This is a genomic window from Bacillus norwichensis (assembly GCF_014836955.1).
Classification (GTDB): Bacteria; Bacillota; Bacilli; order Bacillales; family Bacillaceae_C; genus Siminovitchia; species Siminovitchia norwichensis.
Map to the genome: position 1 here is coordinate 44,660 of NZ_JACSPV010000025.1, position 16,549 is coordinate 61,208.

15 protein-coding genes are annotated in these 16,549 nt (G+C 40.1%); 11 read left to right on the forward strand and 4 right to left on the reverse strand.

What is annotated here, in order from left to right:
- Positions 1-13 precede the first annotated feature (13 nt).
- The 6 genes from H9631_RS13995 (at position 14) to accC (ending at position 4,679) form a co-directional block, all read left to right on the forward strand.
- A complete protein-coding gene (locus H9631_RS13995; RefSeq protein WP_191813804.1) occupies positions 14-778 on the forward strand; it encodes a LamB/YcsF family protein in 765 nt (254 codons plus the stop codon).
- A 24-nt stretch (positions 779-802) separates the two neighbouring features.
- A complete protein-coding gene (locus H9631_RS14000) occupies positions 803-970 on the forward strand; it encodes a hypothetical protein (RefSeq protein WP_185830664.1) in 168 nt (55 codons plus the stop codon).
- Positions 971-982: 12 nt separating this feature from the next.
- A complete protein-coding gene (locus H9631_RS14005; protein ID WP_191813806.1) occupies positions 983-2,416 on the forward strand; it encodes a sodium:solute symporter family protein in 1,434 nt (477 codons plus the stop codon).
- 62 nt (positions 2,417-2,478) lie between these two features.
- A complete protein-coding gene (locus tag H9631_RS22885) occupies positions 2,479-2,661 on the forward strand; it encodes a helix-turn-helix domain-containing protein (protein ID WP_404801746.1) in 183 nt (60 codons plus the stop codon).
- Between the two features lie 141 nt (positions 2,662-2,802).
- A complete protein-coding gene (gene accB, locus H9631_RS14015) occupies positions 2,803-3,312 on the forward strand; it encodes an acetyl-CoA carboxylase biotin carboxyl carrier protein (protein WP_191813810.1) in 510 nt (169 codons plus the stop codon).
- Between the two features lie 11 nt (positions 3,313-3,323).
- A complete protein-coding gene (gene accC / locus H9631_RS14020) occupies positions 3,324-4,679 on the forward strand; it encodes an acetyl-CoA carboxylase biotin carboxylase subunit (protein ID WP_191813812.1) in 1,356 nt (451 codons plus the stop codon).
- Positions 4,680-4,739: 60 nt separating this feature from the next.
- Here the strand turns inward: accC and H9631_RS14025 are convergent, their stop codons facing one another.
- The 3 genes from H9631_RS14025 to H9631_RS14035 form a co-directional block, all read right to left on the reverse strand.
- Complete coding sequence (locus H9631_RS14025; protein WP_191813814.1) at positions 4,740-5,492, reverse strand: IclR family transcriptional regulator; 753 nt, start codon at positions 5,490-5,492, stop codon at positions 4,740-4,742.
- Between the two features lie 1,117 nt (positions 5,493-6,609).
- Complete coding sequence (locus tag H9631_RS14030) at positions 6,610-8,931, reverse strand: glycerophosphodiester phosphodiesterase family protein (RefSeq protein WP_191813816.1); 2,322 nt, start codon at positions 8,929-8,931, stop codon at positions 6,610-6,612.
- Between the two features lie 517 nt (positions 8,932-9,448).
- Positions 9,449-10,324: a YitT family protein gene (locus H9631_RS14035; RefSeq protein ID WP_191813818.1), complete on the reverse strand. Its 876-nt coding sequence runs from the start codon at positions 10,322-10,324 to the stop codon at positions 9,449-9,451.
- A gap of 347 nt (positions 10,325-10,671) precedes the next feature.
- Between H9631_RS14035 and H9631_RS14040 the strand changes: the two genes are divergently transcribed.
- Both H9631_RS14040 and H9631_RS14045 read left to right on the forward strand, forming a co-directional pair.
- On the forward strand, positions 10,672-11,223 hold the full coding sequence (locus H9631_RS14040; RefSeq protein ID WP_191813821.1) for a hypothetical protein: 552 nt from the start codon (positions 10,672-10,674) through the stop codon (positions 11,221-11,223).
- 966 nt (positions 11,224-12,189) lie between these two features.
- On the forward strand, positions 12,190-12,390 hold the full coding sequence (locus tag H9631_RS14045; protein ID WP_191813822.1) for a cold-shock protein: 201 nt from the start codon (positions 12,190-12,192) through the stop codon (positions 12,388-12,390).
- A 201-nt stretch (positions 12,391-12,591) separates the two neighbouring features.
- On the opposite strand, the gene H9631_RS14050 is transcribed toward H9631_RS14045, so the two are convergent.
- A complete protein-coding gene (locus H9631_RS14050; RefSeq protein ID WP_191813824.1) occupies positions 12,592-13,455 on the reverse strand; it encodes an EamA family transporter in 864 nt (287 codons plus the stop codon).
- A gap of 551 nt (positions 13,456-14,006) precedes the next feature.
- Here H9631_RS14050 and H9631_RS14055 point away from each other — a divergent pair.
- The 3 genes from H9631_RS14055 (at position 14,007) to H9631_RS14065 (ending at position 16,482) form a co-directional block, all read left to right on the forward strand.
- Positions 14,007-14,717 (forward strand): YfjL-like protein, encoded by a 711-nt coding sequence (locus H9631_RS14055; protein ID WP_191813826.1) that lies wholly within the window; start codon positions 14,007-14,009, stop codon positions 14,715-14,717.
- Positions 14,718-14,772: 55 nt separating this feature from the next.
- Positions 14,773-15,669: a DUF4349 domain-containing protein gene (locus H9631_RS14060; protein WP_191813828.1), complete on the forward strand. Its 897-nt coding sequence runs from the start codon at positions 14,773-14,775 to the stop codon at positions 15,667-15,669.
- A 306-nt stretch (positions 15,670-15,975) separates the two neighbouring features.
- Entirely contained in the window at positions 15,976-16,482 is a 507-nt protein-coding gene (locus H9631_RS14065; RefSeq protein ID WP_191813830.1) for a hypothetical protein, read from the forward strand.
- Positions 16,483-16,549: the final 67 nt, after the last annotated feature.

The following is a 16,549-nucleotide window of genomic DNA, read 5'->3' on the forward strand; positions in this document are numbered from 1 at the left end:
GGGAATAGCCATAATGAAGAAAACGATCGATTTGAATTGTGATATGGGAGAAAGTTTCGGCCAGTACAAGCTGGGAAATGATGACGAGGTTATTCAATACATCTCTTCGGCAAATGTGGCCTGCGGCTTTCATGCGGGAGATCCGAATATTATGGATCATACCGTAAAGATTGCCAAAGAGCATGGTGTGGGAGTCGGAGCTCACCCCAGCCTCCCAGATTTAACTGGATTTGGGAGACGGAATATGGACATTCCTAGAGATGAACTGATGAACCTGATTATATATCAAATCGGTGCTCTGGATATATTTTGTCAAAAACACGGAGTAAATATGACGCATGTGAAGCCACATGGAAACTTGAACAATATGGCCGATTCTGACGAACAACTGGCGATCAATATCGTTGATTCCATCCTATCTATTAGACCTGATCTTTCGGTGTTTGTAAAGCCGCATTCCCAGCTTCATAAGGTGGCCGAGAGGAAGGGGCTTCCGTTTAAGCTGGAAATATTCGCGGACCGAGCTTACCATAAGGACTTCTCATTAGTTTCTAGAAGAGAAGAAGGAGCCGTGATTTCAGATCCGGAGTTCGTAACAGAACGGATCATCCGGATGGTTACGGAAGGCAAGGTAAAAGCGATCACAGGAGAAGAGATAGAAGTGAATGGGGAAACGATTTGTGTCCATGGGGACACTCCGACAGCATTGGAAATGATTAAGATTATAAAAAGAAGATTGGAAGAAGCCGGAATTGAGGTGAATTCACCGTTTGCTTAAAAAATAACAACTGAGGTGGTTACCATGAGTTGGTTTACCGATATGTTTTGGATCTGGTTGTTTGGTGCGGCTCCGATTATTTTGTCCCTCGTGTTTGGTACTTACTATTTGAGAAATGATAGGTTTCCTTGGGAAAAAACAGATCAGCTTGAGGATAAAGAAACCGATACAGCAAAAAGTTTTACATCCTAGGGAGGAAACAACTTGAATGCACATATTTTACTCGGTATAGCTATTGTCTTACTGTTGATGTTTGGGGTAGCTTTTTATTCCTATATGAAATCAAAAGATTTGCTTTCTTTTTATATAGCGGAAAGAGGAGGGAAATGGTACCTCATTCTAGGTTCTCTTTTCGCTTCTGGTATTAGCGGTGCTTCCTTTTTGGGAATGATGTCCTACTATTATAACCTTGGAGCAGGGACTCTCTGGATTAACATAGGAATTGCGTGGAGCTATTTCGTTCTCTGTTTCTTTATTGGACCGAAATTGCGTAGGTTTGGTCAACTTACAATTCCTGATTATCTGGCAAGTCGATTTGACAGTCCACTACTAGGACCGGTATTTTCCATCATTGCTTCTGTTTGGATGATTGTTCTCTTGGGATCACTCTATGTACAGGGAGGATTATTATTCTCAGAACTATTCGGTATGAGTTATTCTTCCAGCACAATTATTGTTTGCGCCATGGTAATTATATTCACGATTTTAGGAGGAATGGTAGTAGTTCTTAATACCGATTTTATCGCCATGATTATACTGACTGCCGCATTGGTTATCACAGTGCCTTTTTTGGTTAAAGCTACCGAAGGCTGGGGACCGGTAACTGAAGCTGTAAGTGCGGCGCAGCCCGACTATTTTACAAATGCTGGTGAACTGACTCCTTTCATGGCATTCTCTTGGCTTTTCATCTGGCTGTTTGGCTATTTAGGGAATCCCGGTTATTTAACCAGATTCTATGCGGCTTCGAGTGTCAAGGATATTGTTAAAGCAGGCATGGCCATTGCATTGATTTATCTTCCGGTGTCATTTATATTTTTTGGGTCTTCATTCTTTGCGAAAACAATTTACCCGAATATAGAAGATCCAGAAACAATTTGGTTAACCTATACGTTTGATCTAGTTCCTCCATTTATTGTGGGGATTGCAATGGCAGGACTTTTTGTAGCCATACTATCCTCTGCAAATACCTGGCTTTTAGCAGGAGCAACAAGTTTGGGAAGGGATATTTATCAAAAACTGTTAAATAAAGATGTTTCTGAAAGGAAGCTTCTTGTTGTGACCAAATTGCTTGTTCTTTTTTTGGGAGCCCTTTCAGTACCGATTGGCATCTGGCGCCCGGCTTATATTATGGAGATGATGAATCTTGCATATCTCATTGCAGGAAGCACAGGTGGCTTAATCATCATTATGAGCATGTATTACCGTAGTATGACAAAAGAGGCTGCCTGGGGCGGAATCATATCCGGAAGTATCATTGCCATCAGTTGGAAGCTCATGCAGAGATTTAGCTTTATTTCTGCTGAAATTGATCCAATGATCCCGACATTAATCGTTACATGTATTGTCATAATTATTATTAGCAAGCTGACAAAGCCGTCGAAAAAAATGATAGCTGTTTTCGAAAAAATGGTAAGCTAAAATGCGTTTATTGCTTTTGACGGTTCTTTTTAAAAAAAGAACAAGCATGTAAAAGAATCAAAGTGTTATTAAAACGTTGGGGGGTCTTGAACCTTTTTATTGAAACTGAGAGCGTTTTCAATCTGAGGGAGCTGGTACAGCGACCGATATTGTCCAAAGCGACTGTATTCCGGTTATTGTCGTTCCTGGAGCGTACGCGGTTAGTCGTGAAATCCAAACATTCGGCCGTTACCGGCTCGGGCTGAAACAGATAAAAATTCCTTAAGGTTTTAGATGATATGAAGCTGTCAAACCTATAAGACATAATCATCTGTCAAAAGTTGTTTTATGAATCCGCATGAGACATTTCATATGAAGTCGTTAATGAAAGAAAGGAAGTATTCTCCATGTTAAAAGTACAGGAAATCCGCGAAATTATTAAATTGATTGACGAGTCGGATATTGATGAATTTGTTTATAGGCAAGACGATTTAAAAATTGAATTGAAAAAGAAAGGTAAAAGTCCTGTACAGGAAACCGTACGATATGTGACAGAACCTGTGCCTGCCCTTCAGCCAGCCACTCAACAGGAAACCAAATCTGAACAGCCGGCTATGGAACCGGGATCTTTAGTAACTGAATCCACTTCAGTTTCCGAAGCTGAAGAGAAAAGCCATTTACATGAAATTGTCTCTCCTATGGTCGGCACTTTTTATCAGGCTCCTTCCCCTGACAGCGACTCGTATGTGAAAGTCGGTTCTGAAGTCAATTCTGACTCCATCGTATGCATCGTAGAAGCAATGAAGCTATTCAATGAGATCGAAGCGGAAATCGAAGGGAAAATAGCAGAAATCCTAGTGAAGGATGGAGAACTTGTGGAATACGGCCAGCCGTTGTTTTCAGTCGAGCCTAAGTAAGGAGCGTAAAAATGATAAAGAAACTTTTAATAGCAAACAGGGGAGAAATTGCCGTCCGTATCATAAGGGCGTGCATGGAGTTGGGCATTGAAACAGTTGCTATACATTCCGAGGCCGATAAAGAGGCGCTGCACGTTCGATTGACGGATGAAGCCTATTGCATTGGACCGCTCGCATCCAAAGACAGCTATTTGAATTCAGTCAATGTCATCAGTATAGCCAAGCTGACGGAATGCGATGCCATCCACCCGGGCTATGGGTTCCTGGCGGAAAATGCGGATTTTGCCGAACTGTGCCGTGAATGCAATCTCATATTTGTCGGACCGAGCCCGGAATCCATTACGAAAATGGGGACCAAGGATGTGGCCCGCACCACGATGAAAGCTGCCGGGGTGCCGATTGTACCAGGCTCAGACGGTGTAGTCAAAACGATGGAGGAAGCGAAGAGAATTGTTAAAAAAATCGGATATCCCGTGATTATCAAAGCCACAGCGGGAGGAGGTGGCCGAGGAATCCGGGTAGCTCATACGGATGAAGACCTGATTAAAGGTATTGAAATTACTCAGCAGGAGGCTGCCATCGCATTTGGAAACCCAGGAGTCTATATTGAGAAATATATCGTTGATTTCCGCCATGTGGAAATCCAGGTGCTGGCAGATGCTCATGGAAACACTATCCATTTGGGAGAGAGAGACTGTTCCATTCAGCGGAGACTCCAAAAGCTGCTGGAAGAAACTCCGTCGCCTGCGTTGACACCGGAAATGCGGGAAAAAATGGGGCAGGCTGCTGTAAGGGCGGCAGAAGCGGTTGATTATACCGGTGCGGGCACCGTCGAGTTCATTTTCGACCACAGGAACCAAGAATTTTATTTCATGGAAATGAACACTAGGATCCAAGTGGAGCATCCTGTTACAGAAATGGTGACAGGGATTGACCTCATTAAAGAGCAAATCTATGTGGCTTCAGGCAGGGAACTGTCCGTGAAACAGGAAGAGGTAGAGTTCAATGGCTGGTCCATCGAATGCCGAATCAACGCAGAAAATCCGGAGAAGGGCTTCATGCCTTCAGCAGGGAAAATTGAAATGTATCTTCCGCCAGGCGGTATGGGAGTACGGGTAGACTCGGGTGTGTACCCAGGATATACGATCCCCCCTTACTATGATTCGATGATTGCAAAAGTGATTACCTATGGTTCTTCGCGGGAAGAAGCCATAGCCAGAATGAAACGTGCGCTTGAGGAGTTCATCATCGAAGGGGTTCACACGACCATTCCTTTCCACTTGAAACTGCTTGAAAATGAAACGTTTGTGAGCGGGGATTTCAGCACGAACTTTCTTGAATTGAATACTGTGATGAATATTGATTGATATATTAAAAAGACGTTCCAGTCTGATAGATTGAAAACGTCTTTTCATTGGATGGAATCTTTAAAAAGTACCCTGATATCCGAATTGCGAAGATATGGCCAAAGCCGCTGCTTGGACCTCCTTAATAAGTTCCGGTATTTCCAACTCTGTAAAGTCTGCGGAGATTCCCGCAATGGTGATGGCTGCAAAAACCTCGTTTTTATGATTGAAGATCGGCGCGGACAATCCTGTTGTATGATCATTTACTTCTGAATGACTAAGGACGTATTTGTCTTTAATATTCTTGTTTAAAACTTCACTTAACTGATCTTTATCCGTAATTGTATTGGACGCAATTTTTTGCAGGGAGATGCTATCTAAATATGTTTTTTGCTTTTTCTCCGGTTGAAAAGCTAAAATTATCCGTGCGGGGGAACCTGCATAAAGGGGTGTCTGTCTGCCTATACTTGAACCAATTTTTATCGGATGCTCGGTCTCCAAAGATGCAACTGTAATCACTTTATCCCCTTGTAGCAAGGACAGCATGATAGTTTTTCCTGTTTTTTGATACAACTCCTCCATAATTGGCATGGCAAGCTGATTGATATCTAACCTTTCCGAGACTAGATGTCCTAGCTGTAGAAGCTTTAATCCAAGAGAATAGTCTCCATTGCTGTCTCTTTCCAAAAAACCAATAGTCTCAAATGATTGCAGTATTCTTAATATTGAAGTTTTTGGCCTGCCTGAAAGCTGAATGATTTCCTGCAAGTTTAATTTTGAGTGAAAAATGAAAAGATCAAGAATATCCATTGCTCGGACAATCGTTACATTCATTGGTCTGTCTCCTTCAAAATGCATGTATAAAATTAGTAAAAAAATAATTATCCTATTTTATTGCTTAGTTAGTGATTACTGTTTAGTTTAGCATACTCTTGATAATCTTTTAATGAGATTCTATAGAGACACTGATTTCTAGACTAGGTTGTTTATATCTTGCTCCTATCACCTATTTGAACCGATTCACTTGAACGGCTTTAAACACCTTGTTCTTAAGTGCCGCTAGTTATTCGGTTTAATGGGAGTGATATCCGGAGTTTTTGTTTTTATGAGAAACATGAGACGTCGGTCAGTTCTTATACGGCTGTTTAAGATTTCCTACTTTTATGAATCGGTATGCTTTCATTTACCCACCTTATATATCTTAATGGCTTGTTTCTAATGAAGTGAGTTCTATGGTAGTTGGATTTGCGACAGTTATGAGTAGAATTGGGGGGGCCTTCATTTGGAATATTATTAATGCCAGTTTTATTGAAAAGTTTAGGAATTTCTCTAACTATGGTTATTGGTCTTTATTAGGTTTGAAGTTTCCTGGTTTATGGCAGCCTAACGAAGGGCCTTACCGTGGATGAATCCGGTTTTATTAAGTTAGGGGAGGAAAGATAGAGTTTGAGGGGGAGAGCTATTAAATCTCACAATAACAAAAAGCGAAGTTATACAAAATATTTAATGAAATTTATTCAGAAATCATAACATACAAAGTTCATAAAAGTTTTTCGGAAATATGATACTCTTCACTATCTATGTATTTTTGCAAAATAATAAAAAGCACCTGTCATCCCTTAAATGATGAGGATTAAAATCTAAATCAACATCATAATGGGGTGACAAGGTGTGTGAAAATCAAACTGACCAAATAATTTTTGTGCCAAGGCTATACGAATCAGTGGTGGTTTTTCAGTTATTTAATGCTTTTTCAAGTTTTGTTCGCTCCAGAGCTTCTTATAAAGCTATGTTCTAAAAAGAGTAGATTCGAGAATAGCCATTATAAAAAGTTTAGGAGTGAGGGCGATATAATAGAAACCTGGTATCATCATTTGTCTTTTATCTGTTTCATAATTTGTTAACAGTCTTTCGATAACACCGATTCGTTCCGGATTTTTCTGTAGAAGCTTTATTTATTTACATGTACTTCAATGGGTTCGCCGACAACATTCCATTCCTGCCCCAACATGGTGAAGGTGTGTTTCACGAATACTTGGGCCGTTCCAGGGGAGACGGCTTCGATTGTATTGCCGTTGATTTTGACCACATCAGTATTTTCTGTTACGAACAGTTCTGAAGCGATGTTTTCTTTTTTTGCAGTACGGTAGTCTACGAAAGCTTTTGCACGGACAGTGGATGTTTTACCTGTTTTAAGGTTGATTTTCTTAATTGGCGTTTCCAAGCTGATTGGTGAATCTGTGAGCCATTGCATGTAGTCGGTGATTGGTCCGATCAGTCCTTGTGCTAGTTTGTCACGGAACGGTTCTTCATCACGGAAGGTCCAATGCATTGTCAGCATGCCGCGTTGTCGCATGTATTGGATGAATTCCGTGTAGGTGCTTCCGTAGCTTGCATTGAGTGTAACGTTGTGAGTTGTTCCATAGTTCATCATTTTTTTTGCATTTTTGATTTTTGCATTTTGTGCCTCTGGGACTCCAGCAGAGTAGAGATATCCAATTGGAATTTCAGGGTTCAATTCATAGCTTTTCACCATGCTGCCAAGATTGAAGCTTTGAAGTACGACTTGGTCAATCATGCCTTTGTCCTGAATTTCCTTCATCACTTGCTCCTCAATGCCTTCATCTTTTAATTCAACGAGAAGGATAACATCCTTTCCTTTGAATGCTTGTAAAAACTCCTGAAAGGTTGGAACTTTTTCACCAGCGAATTCTTCGCCGAACTTGATTCCAGCGTCAAGCTGGCGGATTTCCTCCAATGTGAGACTGCTTACTGCTCCTTTCCCGTTTGTTGTCCGGTCTACAGTGGTATCATGCATGATGACGAGGTGTCCATCTTTCGTAAGCTGCAAATCTGTTTCAATTTGGTCCGCACCCAAATCGTATGCAAGCTGATAACCAGCCATTGTATTTTCCGGAGCCAAAGACGGAACGCCCCTATGTGCGGCAACGATTGGTCGTTGAACAATTGTATTCTCTGGGTATTTTCCCAGTGCCTCAATAGTGACAGCCGGATTGCCCATGATGATTCCATCCACACCAGTATGGATAAGATGATGGGAAGCATCCTCTGTTTCGGCTCCCAATCCCCACACTGACACCATTCTTGTATGCAAGTAGTGAACAGTTTCTAACGTGAGTACTTTTTGCGGGATGAGCGCAACTTTGGCATTGCTTGAATGGACAGTACGAACGAGTTGATTAAGGTCATGTTTGTTAAAAGAATTTTTAGTATATACGATTCCACCGCGAGCTGTTGGCATCAGCGTTGTGATTTCTTTTACTATTGCCGGGTTGGAAGAGACGATATGTACGTCTGTTGTCTGTGTCTCATTTAAAATCGCAACAACATCTTCCTCCATCCCCTTTTGCTCGATTTGCAGGATTGGAATGTGTTTATTTTGAACGGATGACAGTGCTGTAGAAAGCGGCTGATCGTTTGTCATTAATTTTCCGGAGCCATCCCGTTCAACTTTCAGGAGGACGGATGCTGTGTTTGAATTGGTTGCTTCTGCAAGAGAGCTGCCGATCAATGTTGGTGCATTAATAATATTTGTTTCAGTTTCTACCGGAAGGAAAGCACCTGAGTTATCGACTGGAGGCAGGTCCTGGTCAAATGTCGATACCTTCACATTGTCAAAAAGGACAGTTGATCCGTTTGCTTGAAAGCCGATGTCGCCGTTCGTCAAGTTTGTTGCCTGGTCTGAATTGATGACAAGCTTGTTATTAATAAATTGCTGTACACGGTTTTTGCTAACGATGATCTTGATCCGGTACGGCTTATTGTACTCAAATTTTTCCGTGAAAAATGTTGCTTCCGGGACAACCCATTGGTTTTGAGCATTGCGCTCAGCAAATTCAACCCCGTTTAGGGCAGTTGTTCCTCTTCGAATGGCAGTTTGGTAATAGGGATAGTTTTCAGATTGAACTCTATACATCAAGGATGCCCAGCGCGTGTCCTCGACTGCGGATTCAAATGTCATATCAGCTTCAAAAACAATGTTTTCATTTTTATCGGGGAGGGGTACGACTACTCTGGCTGGTGCTAAAGAAGATGGTGAGGTTAACTTTAACTTTCCATTCTCGACTGTAGCTTGTCCTTCAATGGTTTTCCACCCATTTGGCAAATCGCCATTCACCTGATCAAAATTCTCTTCTACCAATACCGACTGCTCTGCATGGACAGTATTGCCAGGATTGAAGGTAAAGCTTGCAGCAGTGATAAACATAATGATGGTGGTGAGAGCTAGTTTCATAACTTTCTTGTTTTCCATTCCAATTCCTCCTCATAAAAGAGATGCTAATCACAGTCAGAAGTATAAAGCATTCATCATTCTCCAGATAGACTAATATACAAATATTTACAATAGATTTACTGTAATTTTACAAAGGTAGTTCTTTTTTGCTAAGGCGTGAGCAGCTTGGACTAAATATTGCATAGGGAGAAATAAGGTGGATTGTGTAATATTTTGTCATTTGTTAAGACGCTCGCATTATGAAGGCAAAAGTTTGGCGTCTTATCAAAGACAAATAGAAAGTGGAAAATCTTGTCATGATTGTTGTTGGTGGAATTGATTGTTGGGTTGCGAGGCTCTATCAGTGTAGCTTCGCAGTTCACGTGTAATAGTCCTGTTTGAATGGTAATTACAGTATTAGCGGGAGTTGTGGCTATTGTTTAAGCTCGAAGCCTTCAAGGAGGAGAGAGAATTACATAGCATTGAAGTTTGGATCATCCTATAGAATCCCCGTGACCCGAAAACAATTCTGTTTCGGATCATGGGTTTAACTTTTTTACCTTGGGGTTTCGTGAAATTTAGATAAGGAAAAGCCTCTTCCAAGAATTTCGGATGCATTGAGGAAGACGACGAAAGAAGCAGGTTCTTGTTCTTGTAGTACTTTTTTCAAATAAACAGCTTCCTGCTGTTCAACAACGCAAAGGATCATTGTTTTTTCCTGATTAGAGAATCCGCCGATTGTACGGATTTTTGTCAAACCACGGTCAATTTCCTCCTTAATGATGGTCTGAATCTTTTCTTCCTGCTCGGTGATGATGAGCACCAGCTTCGATGGTGAACTTTGCAATTGGACAAAGTCGATCACTTTACTTGTCACATAAATGGCCATCATCGCGTACAGAGCAAGTTCGAGGTTAAAGACGAATGCAGAAGTGATAACAACGAGCCCATCGACAATGAGCTGTGAGTAGCCACTGGATAGGCCTGTGAATTTTTTTACGATTTGTGCGACAGTCGCAAGCCCTCCGGTCGATCCTTTTCCACGATAAACGATGCCAAGGCCTATGCCTAGAAGTATTCCCCCATAAATGGCTGCCAGTAAAGGATTATCAATCGTAAAAGGGATGTCAGAACTGAGCCAGATGGTGAATGGAACGAAGAAAGTTCCGACCAGCGTCTTTAAGGTGAAATCTTTGCCAAGAAGCGCAAGACCGACGAAAAAGACCGGGATATTGATGAGCCATTGCACATAGGCGGGGTTATATTGATACAACTCATATAGGATTGTACTGATACCAGATACTCCTCCTGCTGCCAGTCTGGCCGGCAGGAAAAAAATATTATAGGCTAAACCGACCAAAGCGGCGCCAAAAATGATGGAAAGATATTCAATAATCAATGTTGCTTTTGGTTTTGGCTTTAAAATTTTCATTCAGTCCTTTCTTTAAAAAATGCCATTGCCATCTTAACATAGAATAGAGGAAAGCTGTAAAGGATTGAGAAGTGGAAAAATCACGTCAAGAAGCATTTTTACATAAGATTTGCGAGGCTTAATTTTCATCAACCACTTTTTGCAGTTTCGTTTCCCTGATAGTTTCTTTGTTTTCCATATTAGTGATGGACTATTTTCATTTTGTCCATAAAATGTAGTGGATAAGCTTACAGGTTAAGCTGGTTGTTGGCTATCATTGATTCAGAAGCAGATTATGAATGAACAGGAACCCTCTAATTTTTATGGTAGACTTACTTTTGGGTAAAACTTAAGGGGGAAGAGATAGAATGAGATATTTTGCGTACATTTTTCTTAGTGTAGTTGTCGTGCTGACAGCGGCCTGCAGCAAAGGAGAGGGTGACCCAGTTTCGACTCCGAAAGAGGCGGCTGTTGAAAAAGAATCCGAGTCTAAGAAAGAAGAAGTCTCTAAGCCGGAGAAAGAAGAGGAAAAGGCTGCTGAAGAGGAAGAACCAAACGTTAATGCGGAAAATCAAAATGATGAAAGCTATATTCATCCGGAGTTGGCGAATAATGCTAAGTACGTGGAAGTGATGAACCGCATTCATGATGAACCAAATCAGTTGGAGGTGACGAAAGAAGAACAATTTGCTGCAGTGACGAAATTATTTTTCTTAAATCCAGAGGTATTGGATGATAAATCTCGGGCACTTGGTTTGAGTGATGCTCAGTTAAGTGATGGGACAAAAATGATTTATTTGGCGGCGATCGGAGAACGGATGGGAGCTTTTTACTTTTATCATCCGGGCACAGACGAAATTGCTACGGAATTGAATGCAGAAGAAGCGTTCGGAGAAATTCCGGAAATCAGTTATGAATAATTAATGCAGCATGATGTTATGAACTGGGGCTTTTTCAAGCCCCCAAAAACAATCAGCAGGTTCATTACTACTAGGAATTGTTCCACCGATTTACAAGGTTTTGTTCTCCTATTCACTTATCAAAACCAATGAAAAAACATCTTTTAAACATCCATTTATATAAAAGCAGACAGACGTCAATCCTTACTTCTCCATTTTTCTCAAATCATAGTAAAACCAAAAAGACATAAGAATATAGTAGGCTAGGAGAATTCCTACCGTAGTATCAAGATCTTCCCAGTTATTCCGTATAGTACAAAGGACTATAACCCCAGTCAAAAAAAAACTGGATAAATTATAAAACGCACTAAAAAATCCTTTTGAACTTCCATAAATGAATCTCCTTTTCTTTATAAAGTCTCTTGAAAAAGAGCTGTTATGTATCAAATTTAATAAACGTCACTAGCTTTTAAGATGTCTATTAAATGTCTTATGCCAGTTGAAATATCACCTGCCTGCAGAAAGTATCATTTTATTTCTAAGAAATATCTTTACTTACATATTACCGGAAAGTTCCAGAAAATCATCTTAAATCCAATTATTTTTTGTTTTTTTAAAATTTTTTATGAAGTTTAAAGCTCACGTTGAAAAAAATAAAATGTCACAACTAATTTATAACCCATTTAGCCGCGTAGTTATCAGCTTTAAGCTAACCCCACTCCATTAAAGACATGTCTGTTTTTTCGTCATTTATTCTAAACCAAATATTAAAATTTTTCTTAGAAAGTTATCGGTTATTATAGTTCTAGCTAAGTTTTATGCACAGACCAGGGTCGAAAGATTTGCTATTTTAAGACAGATTTGTTACTCTTAAGAGGAGTTATTTTTGCTCTCTTTCAGATTGAGAAGAGTTTTTGATTTTCGTCTAAGTATTTGAGCAAGGATAGTAACACAATGTGCGGATAATCGCACCAGGAGGCAACAATTATGGAACAAGGTACAGTTAAGTGGTTCAATGCAGACAAAGGTTTTGGATTCATCGAGCGCGAAGCAGGAGAAGACGTATTCGTTCATTTCTCAGCGATTCAAGGTGAAGGCTTCAAATCTTTAGACGAAGGTCAAAAGGTAACTTTTGATGTTGAAGAAGGTCAACGTGGCCCACAAGCTACAAACGTTCAAAAGGTTTAATATGAGCCTAAGACAGGTCCTGAACGGGGCCTGTTTTTTTATGCATAAAATACAAAAAATCCTTGCTTTGTCAGCCATTAACTCAAAAATGTTGGTCGTCTGTTCAAATAAGCTTACCACACTTGAGTATGAAAGAATATGTATCTTTTGTGTTGCTGGGGTCAGACCCCTTTACTTCATTAAAGGGGTCTGACCCCATACTCAATTGCTTAAGGCCACGGAGATGATTCCAATGACCATGATGACTGCGGCAGTGGGCCTTCTTATCCCCACTCCCTCTGTCAGTATTTTGGTTCCCATGACTGTTCCGATTAGAATGCTAATCTCTCGAACGGGAGCTACATGGCTCACGGGTGTAAATTGCATCGTTATCAACACGAGAAGATAAGCAAGCGGGCTTAAAATACCCACTCCGATTGCCTTCTTTTTATTCAAGTTCCATTCTTTCTTCACTTTTTGTTTCTTTTTTAAAGCCAAAGGAGTCATCAGCAGAAATTGCCCAAGGATGGAACCATAGTTTAACAGTAATGGAGATATAAGAATAAAACTAACAGCTCCCTTATCCAACAGGGTGTAGAAAGAGATGAGTAAACCAGTCAATAATCCGTAGAAAACAGCTTTTCCACTATTATTTTGCTTAAAGCGGCGCAGGTCTCCTGTTAAAATAAAAATGCTTAGAACAATGAAGCTGATGCCCATCACTCCTATAATGGAGAGTTTTTCTTCAAAAAGAAAAAAAGCAGCAATCGCGATAAGCATGGGAGCAGAACCTCGAGCTAACGGATACACAATGGAAAGATCGCCTACTCTATAACCCTTTTGCAGTGTTAAGGCATAGGCCATATGTACAATGGCACTCCCAAAGATAAATACAAATTCCATCCAACCCAAATGTATCTCATTTATAAAAAAGAAACCTATAACAAACGGAAGATAAACGATCGTGCTGACAGCCATATAAAGCCAAACAAAAATAAATCCGCCCTCTGACTGTTTCGCCAAGTAATTCCAAGTCGCATGCATAAAAGCTGAAATAAGAATGATGATAAAAGCTAATAAAGACAAATATAGTCAACCTCGCTTTCGTCAGGAAGCTTTTTGGCAAGAAAGTACTCATTCTATGTAAATGAATGACGATTTCTAATGGAGATATTTATACCTTTTCATGCCGGCTGTTGGCATCATGTTTACGTTCGAGATAGGATTTCATGAATATAAAACACCCTAAATAAGCCACACAAGTAACCCCAAACAAAGCAAAAACTCCCGGTGTAAACACTAAATATAAGCTGAACGGCAATGACCATATAAATGCAATGAGCATAAGTGATTGCTTAGATGTCAATGAGGAAAGGATCGCTAAGCAGGCTGGTAATACCAGTATAACAAATGTGGTCACGACCGTTTCAGTTCCGATCATGTTAGAATATGGATTAAAAAATTTAGCACAGTCCATAAAGATATACTTGCTGCCCCACTTAATATCCCCAAAATTTTTACTGCTTTTTGAATTGTATTCACCCCACGGCTTTTGATTAATCCTAAATATATAAAGTTCTTCTCTACTCTTTTCATATATACTATAAAAAAAGAACGGCTATTAAAAGGGGAATTATATGAAGATTGGAAAAAAGTTGTTAATTGTTTTACCTGTGGTTATAGTCGCAGGTCTCGCAGCTTGGCTCATCAGTGCCTTTTACGGCTTGCCATGGAAGGAAAAGGCGGTGGCAGGGAAACTGGAAAGCTATTTGGAGGAAAAATATGAACAGGATTTTATCTTGAAAGAGTCTTTTTATAATTTTAAAGATGGGAGCTATGGGGCGTGGTTTTATCCTGAAGCGAACCCGAAGCTTGAGTTTCACGCTGAGGAAGGCTTTGCAGAGTATACATATGTTGATAATTATCCTGAAATTTTGTGGGCCCGCCAATTAAAAGAGGCGGTAAAGCCTATTGCAAAGGATATTTATCCTGCCGCATCGGTTGATACGAATTATGTCACTTATGAAAGCTTGGATATTGTGAAAGGGCCTGAGATTCCTCGTTTCGATGAAACTGAGGCTATGTTGGGAGTCCGTATTGAAATAGGAATACCTTTTTCAGAAAATGATGAGCAATGGCAACGGCTGGCCAATCTGGTTGAAAAAATACAAGCTCTTTCACCAACAATTGATTCTTTGTTCGACTTTATTAATAAGAAGGAAGGCAGCGAAACCTCCATAATTTGTCCGCCAAAGGAAGAAGCTGAAATCAAATCTGTCCAGCAGGCGAAGAAATCCTGTTCATCAGATAAGTATGATCTGGAGACCGATATGACTTTAGATGATTAAGGGTGTAATTTTTTTCGCGTTGAACCGTCTAATGTAGAAAAGGGGGATCAGTGTTATGAGTAAGAGAAGTTTCAAAGGCTTGTTTGCTGTCTTTCTTCTTATCTTTGTGGGGGCGTGCAGCTCGCATGATTCAGAGGAATCAAAATCAACGAACGAAATGGCTCAAATGGATAAGGCCGCCGGTTCAAATGAAATTGCCGTTCTTAATCAGGAGGACCAGTCCACTGTTGAAAAAACGCAGCGTGATCAGGTTAATATAAGTGACCGTATGATCATTCATCAGGCAAACATGGAAGTGCGAGTGAAGAGTCTAGATAAAGCCCAGCAAAATATTGAGAAAAAAGTGAAGGAATATGGGGGCTATATCGTCGAGTCCAATGAATATCGTGATGAAAATGAACTGATGAGCGGACACATCATTGTCCGAGTTCCCGAAAAGCAATTTCAAGCGTTCTTGAATGATGCAGAAGCTGAAGCTGCCGATGTTTTGAGCAGAAATGTTTCGGGACAGGATGTAACGGAGGAGTATGTGGACTTGGAATCTCGCTTGAAATCGAAGCGGGCGGTAGAGGAAAGGCTACTTGGTTTTATGAAGGAAGCGCAAAAGACCGAAGATTTATTAAAAATATCCAGTGACTTGGCGAAAGTGCAGGAGGAAATAGAGATCCTTGTGGGGAAAGTGAAATATCTTGAAAATCAGACTGACTTTTCAACCGTGGAAATCTCTATGCAGGAAAGCAAAGTGGTTGTACCGGGAGTAGGCGATGGTGATCTGGATACATGGGAAAAGACGAAGAAGCAACTGGCTGTCAGCCTCAACTTTTTGCTTGCTGCAGCATCGGGATTGGTTGTGTTCTTTGTCGGGAATTTGCCTGTCATTCTTCTTTTCGTGTTGATTGGAGCGGGGATTTTCTATCTGGTGAAAAGAAAGCGAAGGAAGTCTAATGATTGAGAACTTATAATTAACTTTAAGAAAAGCAAACTTGCAAAGTATGACAGCGATCTATTTGACTAATATTGAGGAATCTAACAGTGGCTGCCATCAGGCTACAGCTTATTGAACTCGCAAAGCTGTACTAGGCCATACTCGAAAAGTATTACATATTACGATGGAAATCAGTAGCTCCCCTTTAGAGTTCGAAAGAATAAGAAGTCAAATTAGCAGTGTCTTCGGTTAAGATAGATCATCAAGGTATGCCAAAAAGATTATTAGAATTGAACCAAGAAAATGCAAGTTTAAAAAATGGAGAAAATCAAAATGACAATACATCACTATATAGCTTCAAAAAAGGAGTTGCCACTTGGTAAGTTTGGTAGCAAGTATACACTGAAAACTATAAAAGGATTGGAAACTAAACACGCAAAACACGAGGATCTTCCTATAAAATTCTATGAAACAGAAGAAGATGCAATTGGTATATACATCAGCAGGCTCACACCAGGTTATGAAGATATAAAGTCAAAATTCAAGAATCCTTTTGTATATGAAGTAATTGGTACTTTACATGTTACAGGAGAAGGTATAAGAGCATTATTCAACTATATTGATCAAAACCTTTCTGATGGTGAAGAAATAGAAATTTACTCTTGTTCAGATGGTGAAGAAAAATCCGAAAAGGAGAATAGTTTAGATGCTATTATTAATTTTAGAAAATTAACATTCGGTAAATATATTCCACTTGATAAGAAAAATTATATTAAGCAGATTAGTGAAATGTTTTGCTTGGAGGATAAACAATATATTGTAGTCGGGAAGGGAGTGTAAACTTAACCGTGTAAGTGAGAGAGCGTACGGCTCTTGCTTCGCGGTTAAGTTTTTTTATTGGTAGAAT

Coding starts and splice junctions, on each gene's coding strand:
- H9631_RS14035 (WP_191813818.1), bottom strand. CDS start 10,324: ATGAAAATTTTAAAGCCAAAACCAAAAGCAACATTGATTATTGAATAT.
- accB (WP_191813810.1), top strand. CDS start 2,803: ATGTTAAAAGTACAGGAAATCCGCGAAATTATTAAATTGATTGACGAG.
- H9631_RS14060 (WP_191813828.1), top strand. CDS start 14,773: ATGAGTAAGAGAAGTTTCAAAGGCTTGTTTGCTGTCTTTCTTCTTATC.
- H9631_RS14000 (WP_185830664.1), top strand. CDS start 803: ATGAGTTGGTTTACCGATATGTTTTGGATCTGGTTGTTTGGTGCGGCT.
- H9631_RS14065 (WP_191813830.1), top strand. CDS start 15,976: ATGACAATACATCACTATATAGCTTCAAAAAAGGAGTTGCCACTTGGT.
- accC (WP_191813812.1), top strand. CDS start 3,324: ATGATAAAGAAACTTTTAATAGCAAACAGGGGAGAAATTGCCGTCCGT.
- H9631_RS14030 (WP_191813816.1), bottom strand. CDS start 8,931: ATGGAAAACAAGAAAGTTATGAAACTAGCTCTCACCACCATCATTATG.
- H9631_RS14045 (WP_191813822.1), top strand. CDS start 12,190: ATGGAACAAGGTACAGTTAAGTGGTTCAATGCAGACAAAGGTTTTGGA.
- H9631_RS14025 (WP_191813814.1), bottom strand. CDS start 5,492: ATGAATGTAACGATTGTCCGAGCAATGGATATTCTTGATCTTTTCATT.
- H9631_RS14055 (WP_191813826.1), top strand. CDS start 14,007: ATGAAGATTGGAAAAAAGTTGTTAATTGTTTTACCTGTGGTTATAGTC.
- H9631_RS13995 (WP_191813804.1), top strand. CDS start 14: ATGAAGAAAACGATCGATTTGAATTGTGATATGGGAGAAAGTTTCGGC.
- H9631_RS14040 (WP_191813821.1), top strand. CDS start 10,672: ATGAGATATTTTGCGTACATTTTTCTTAGTGTAGTTGTCGTGCTGACA.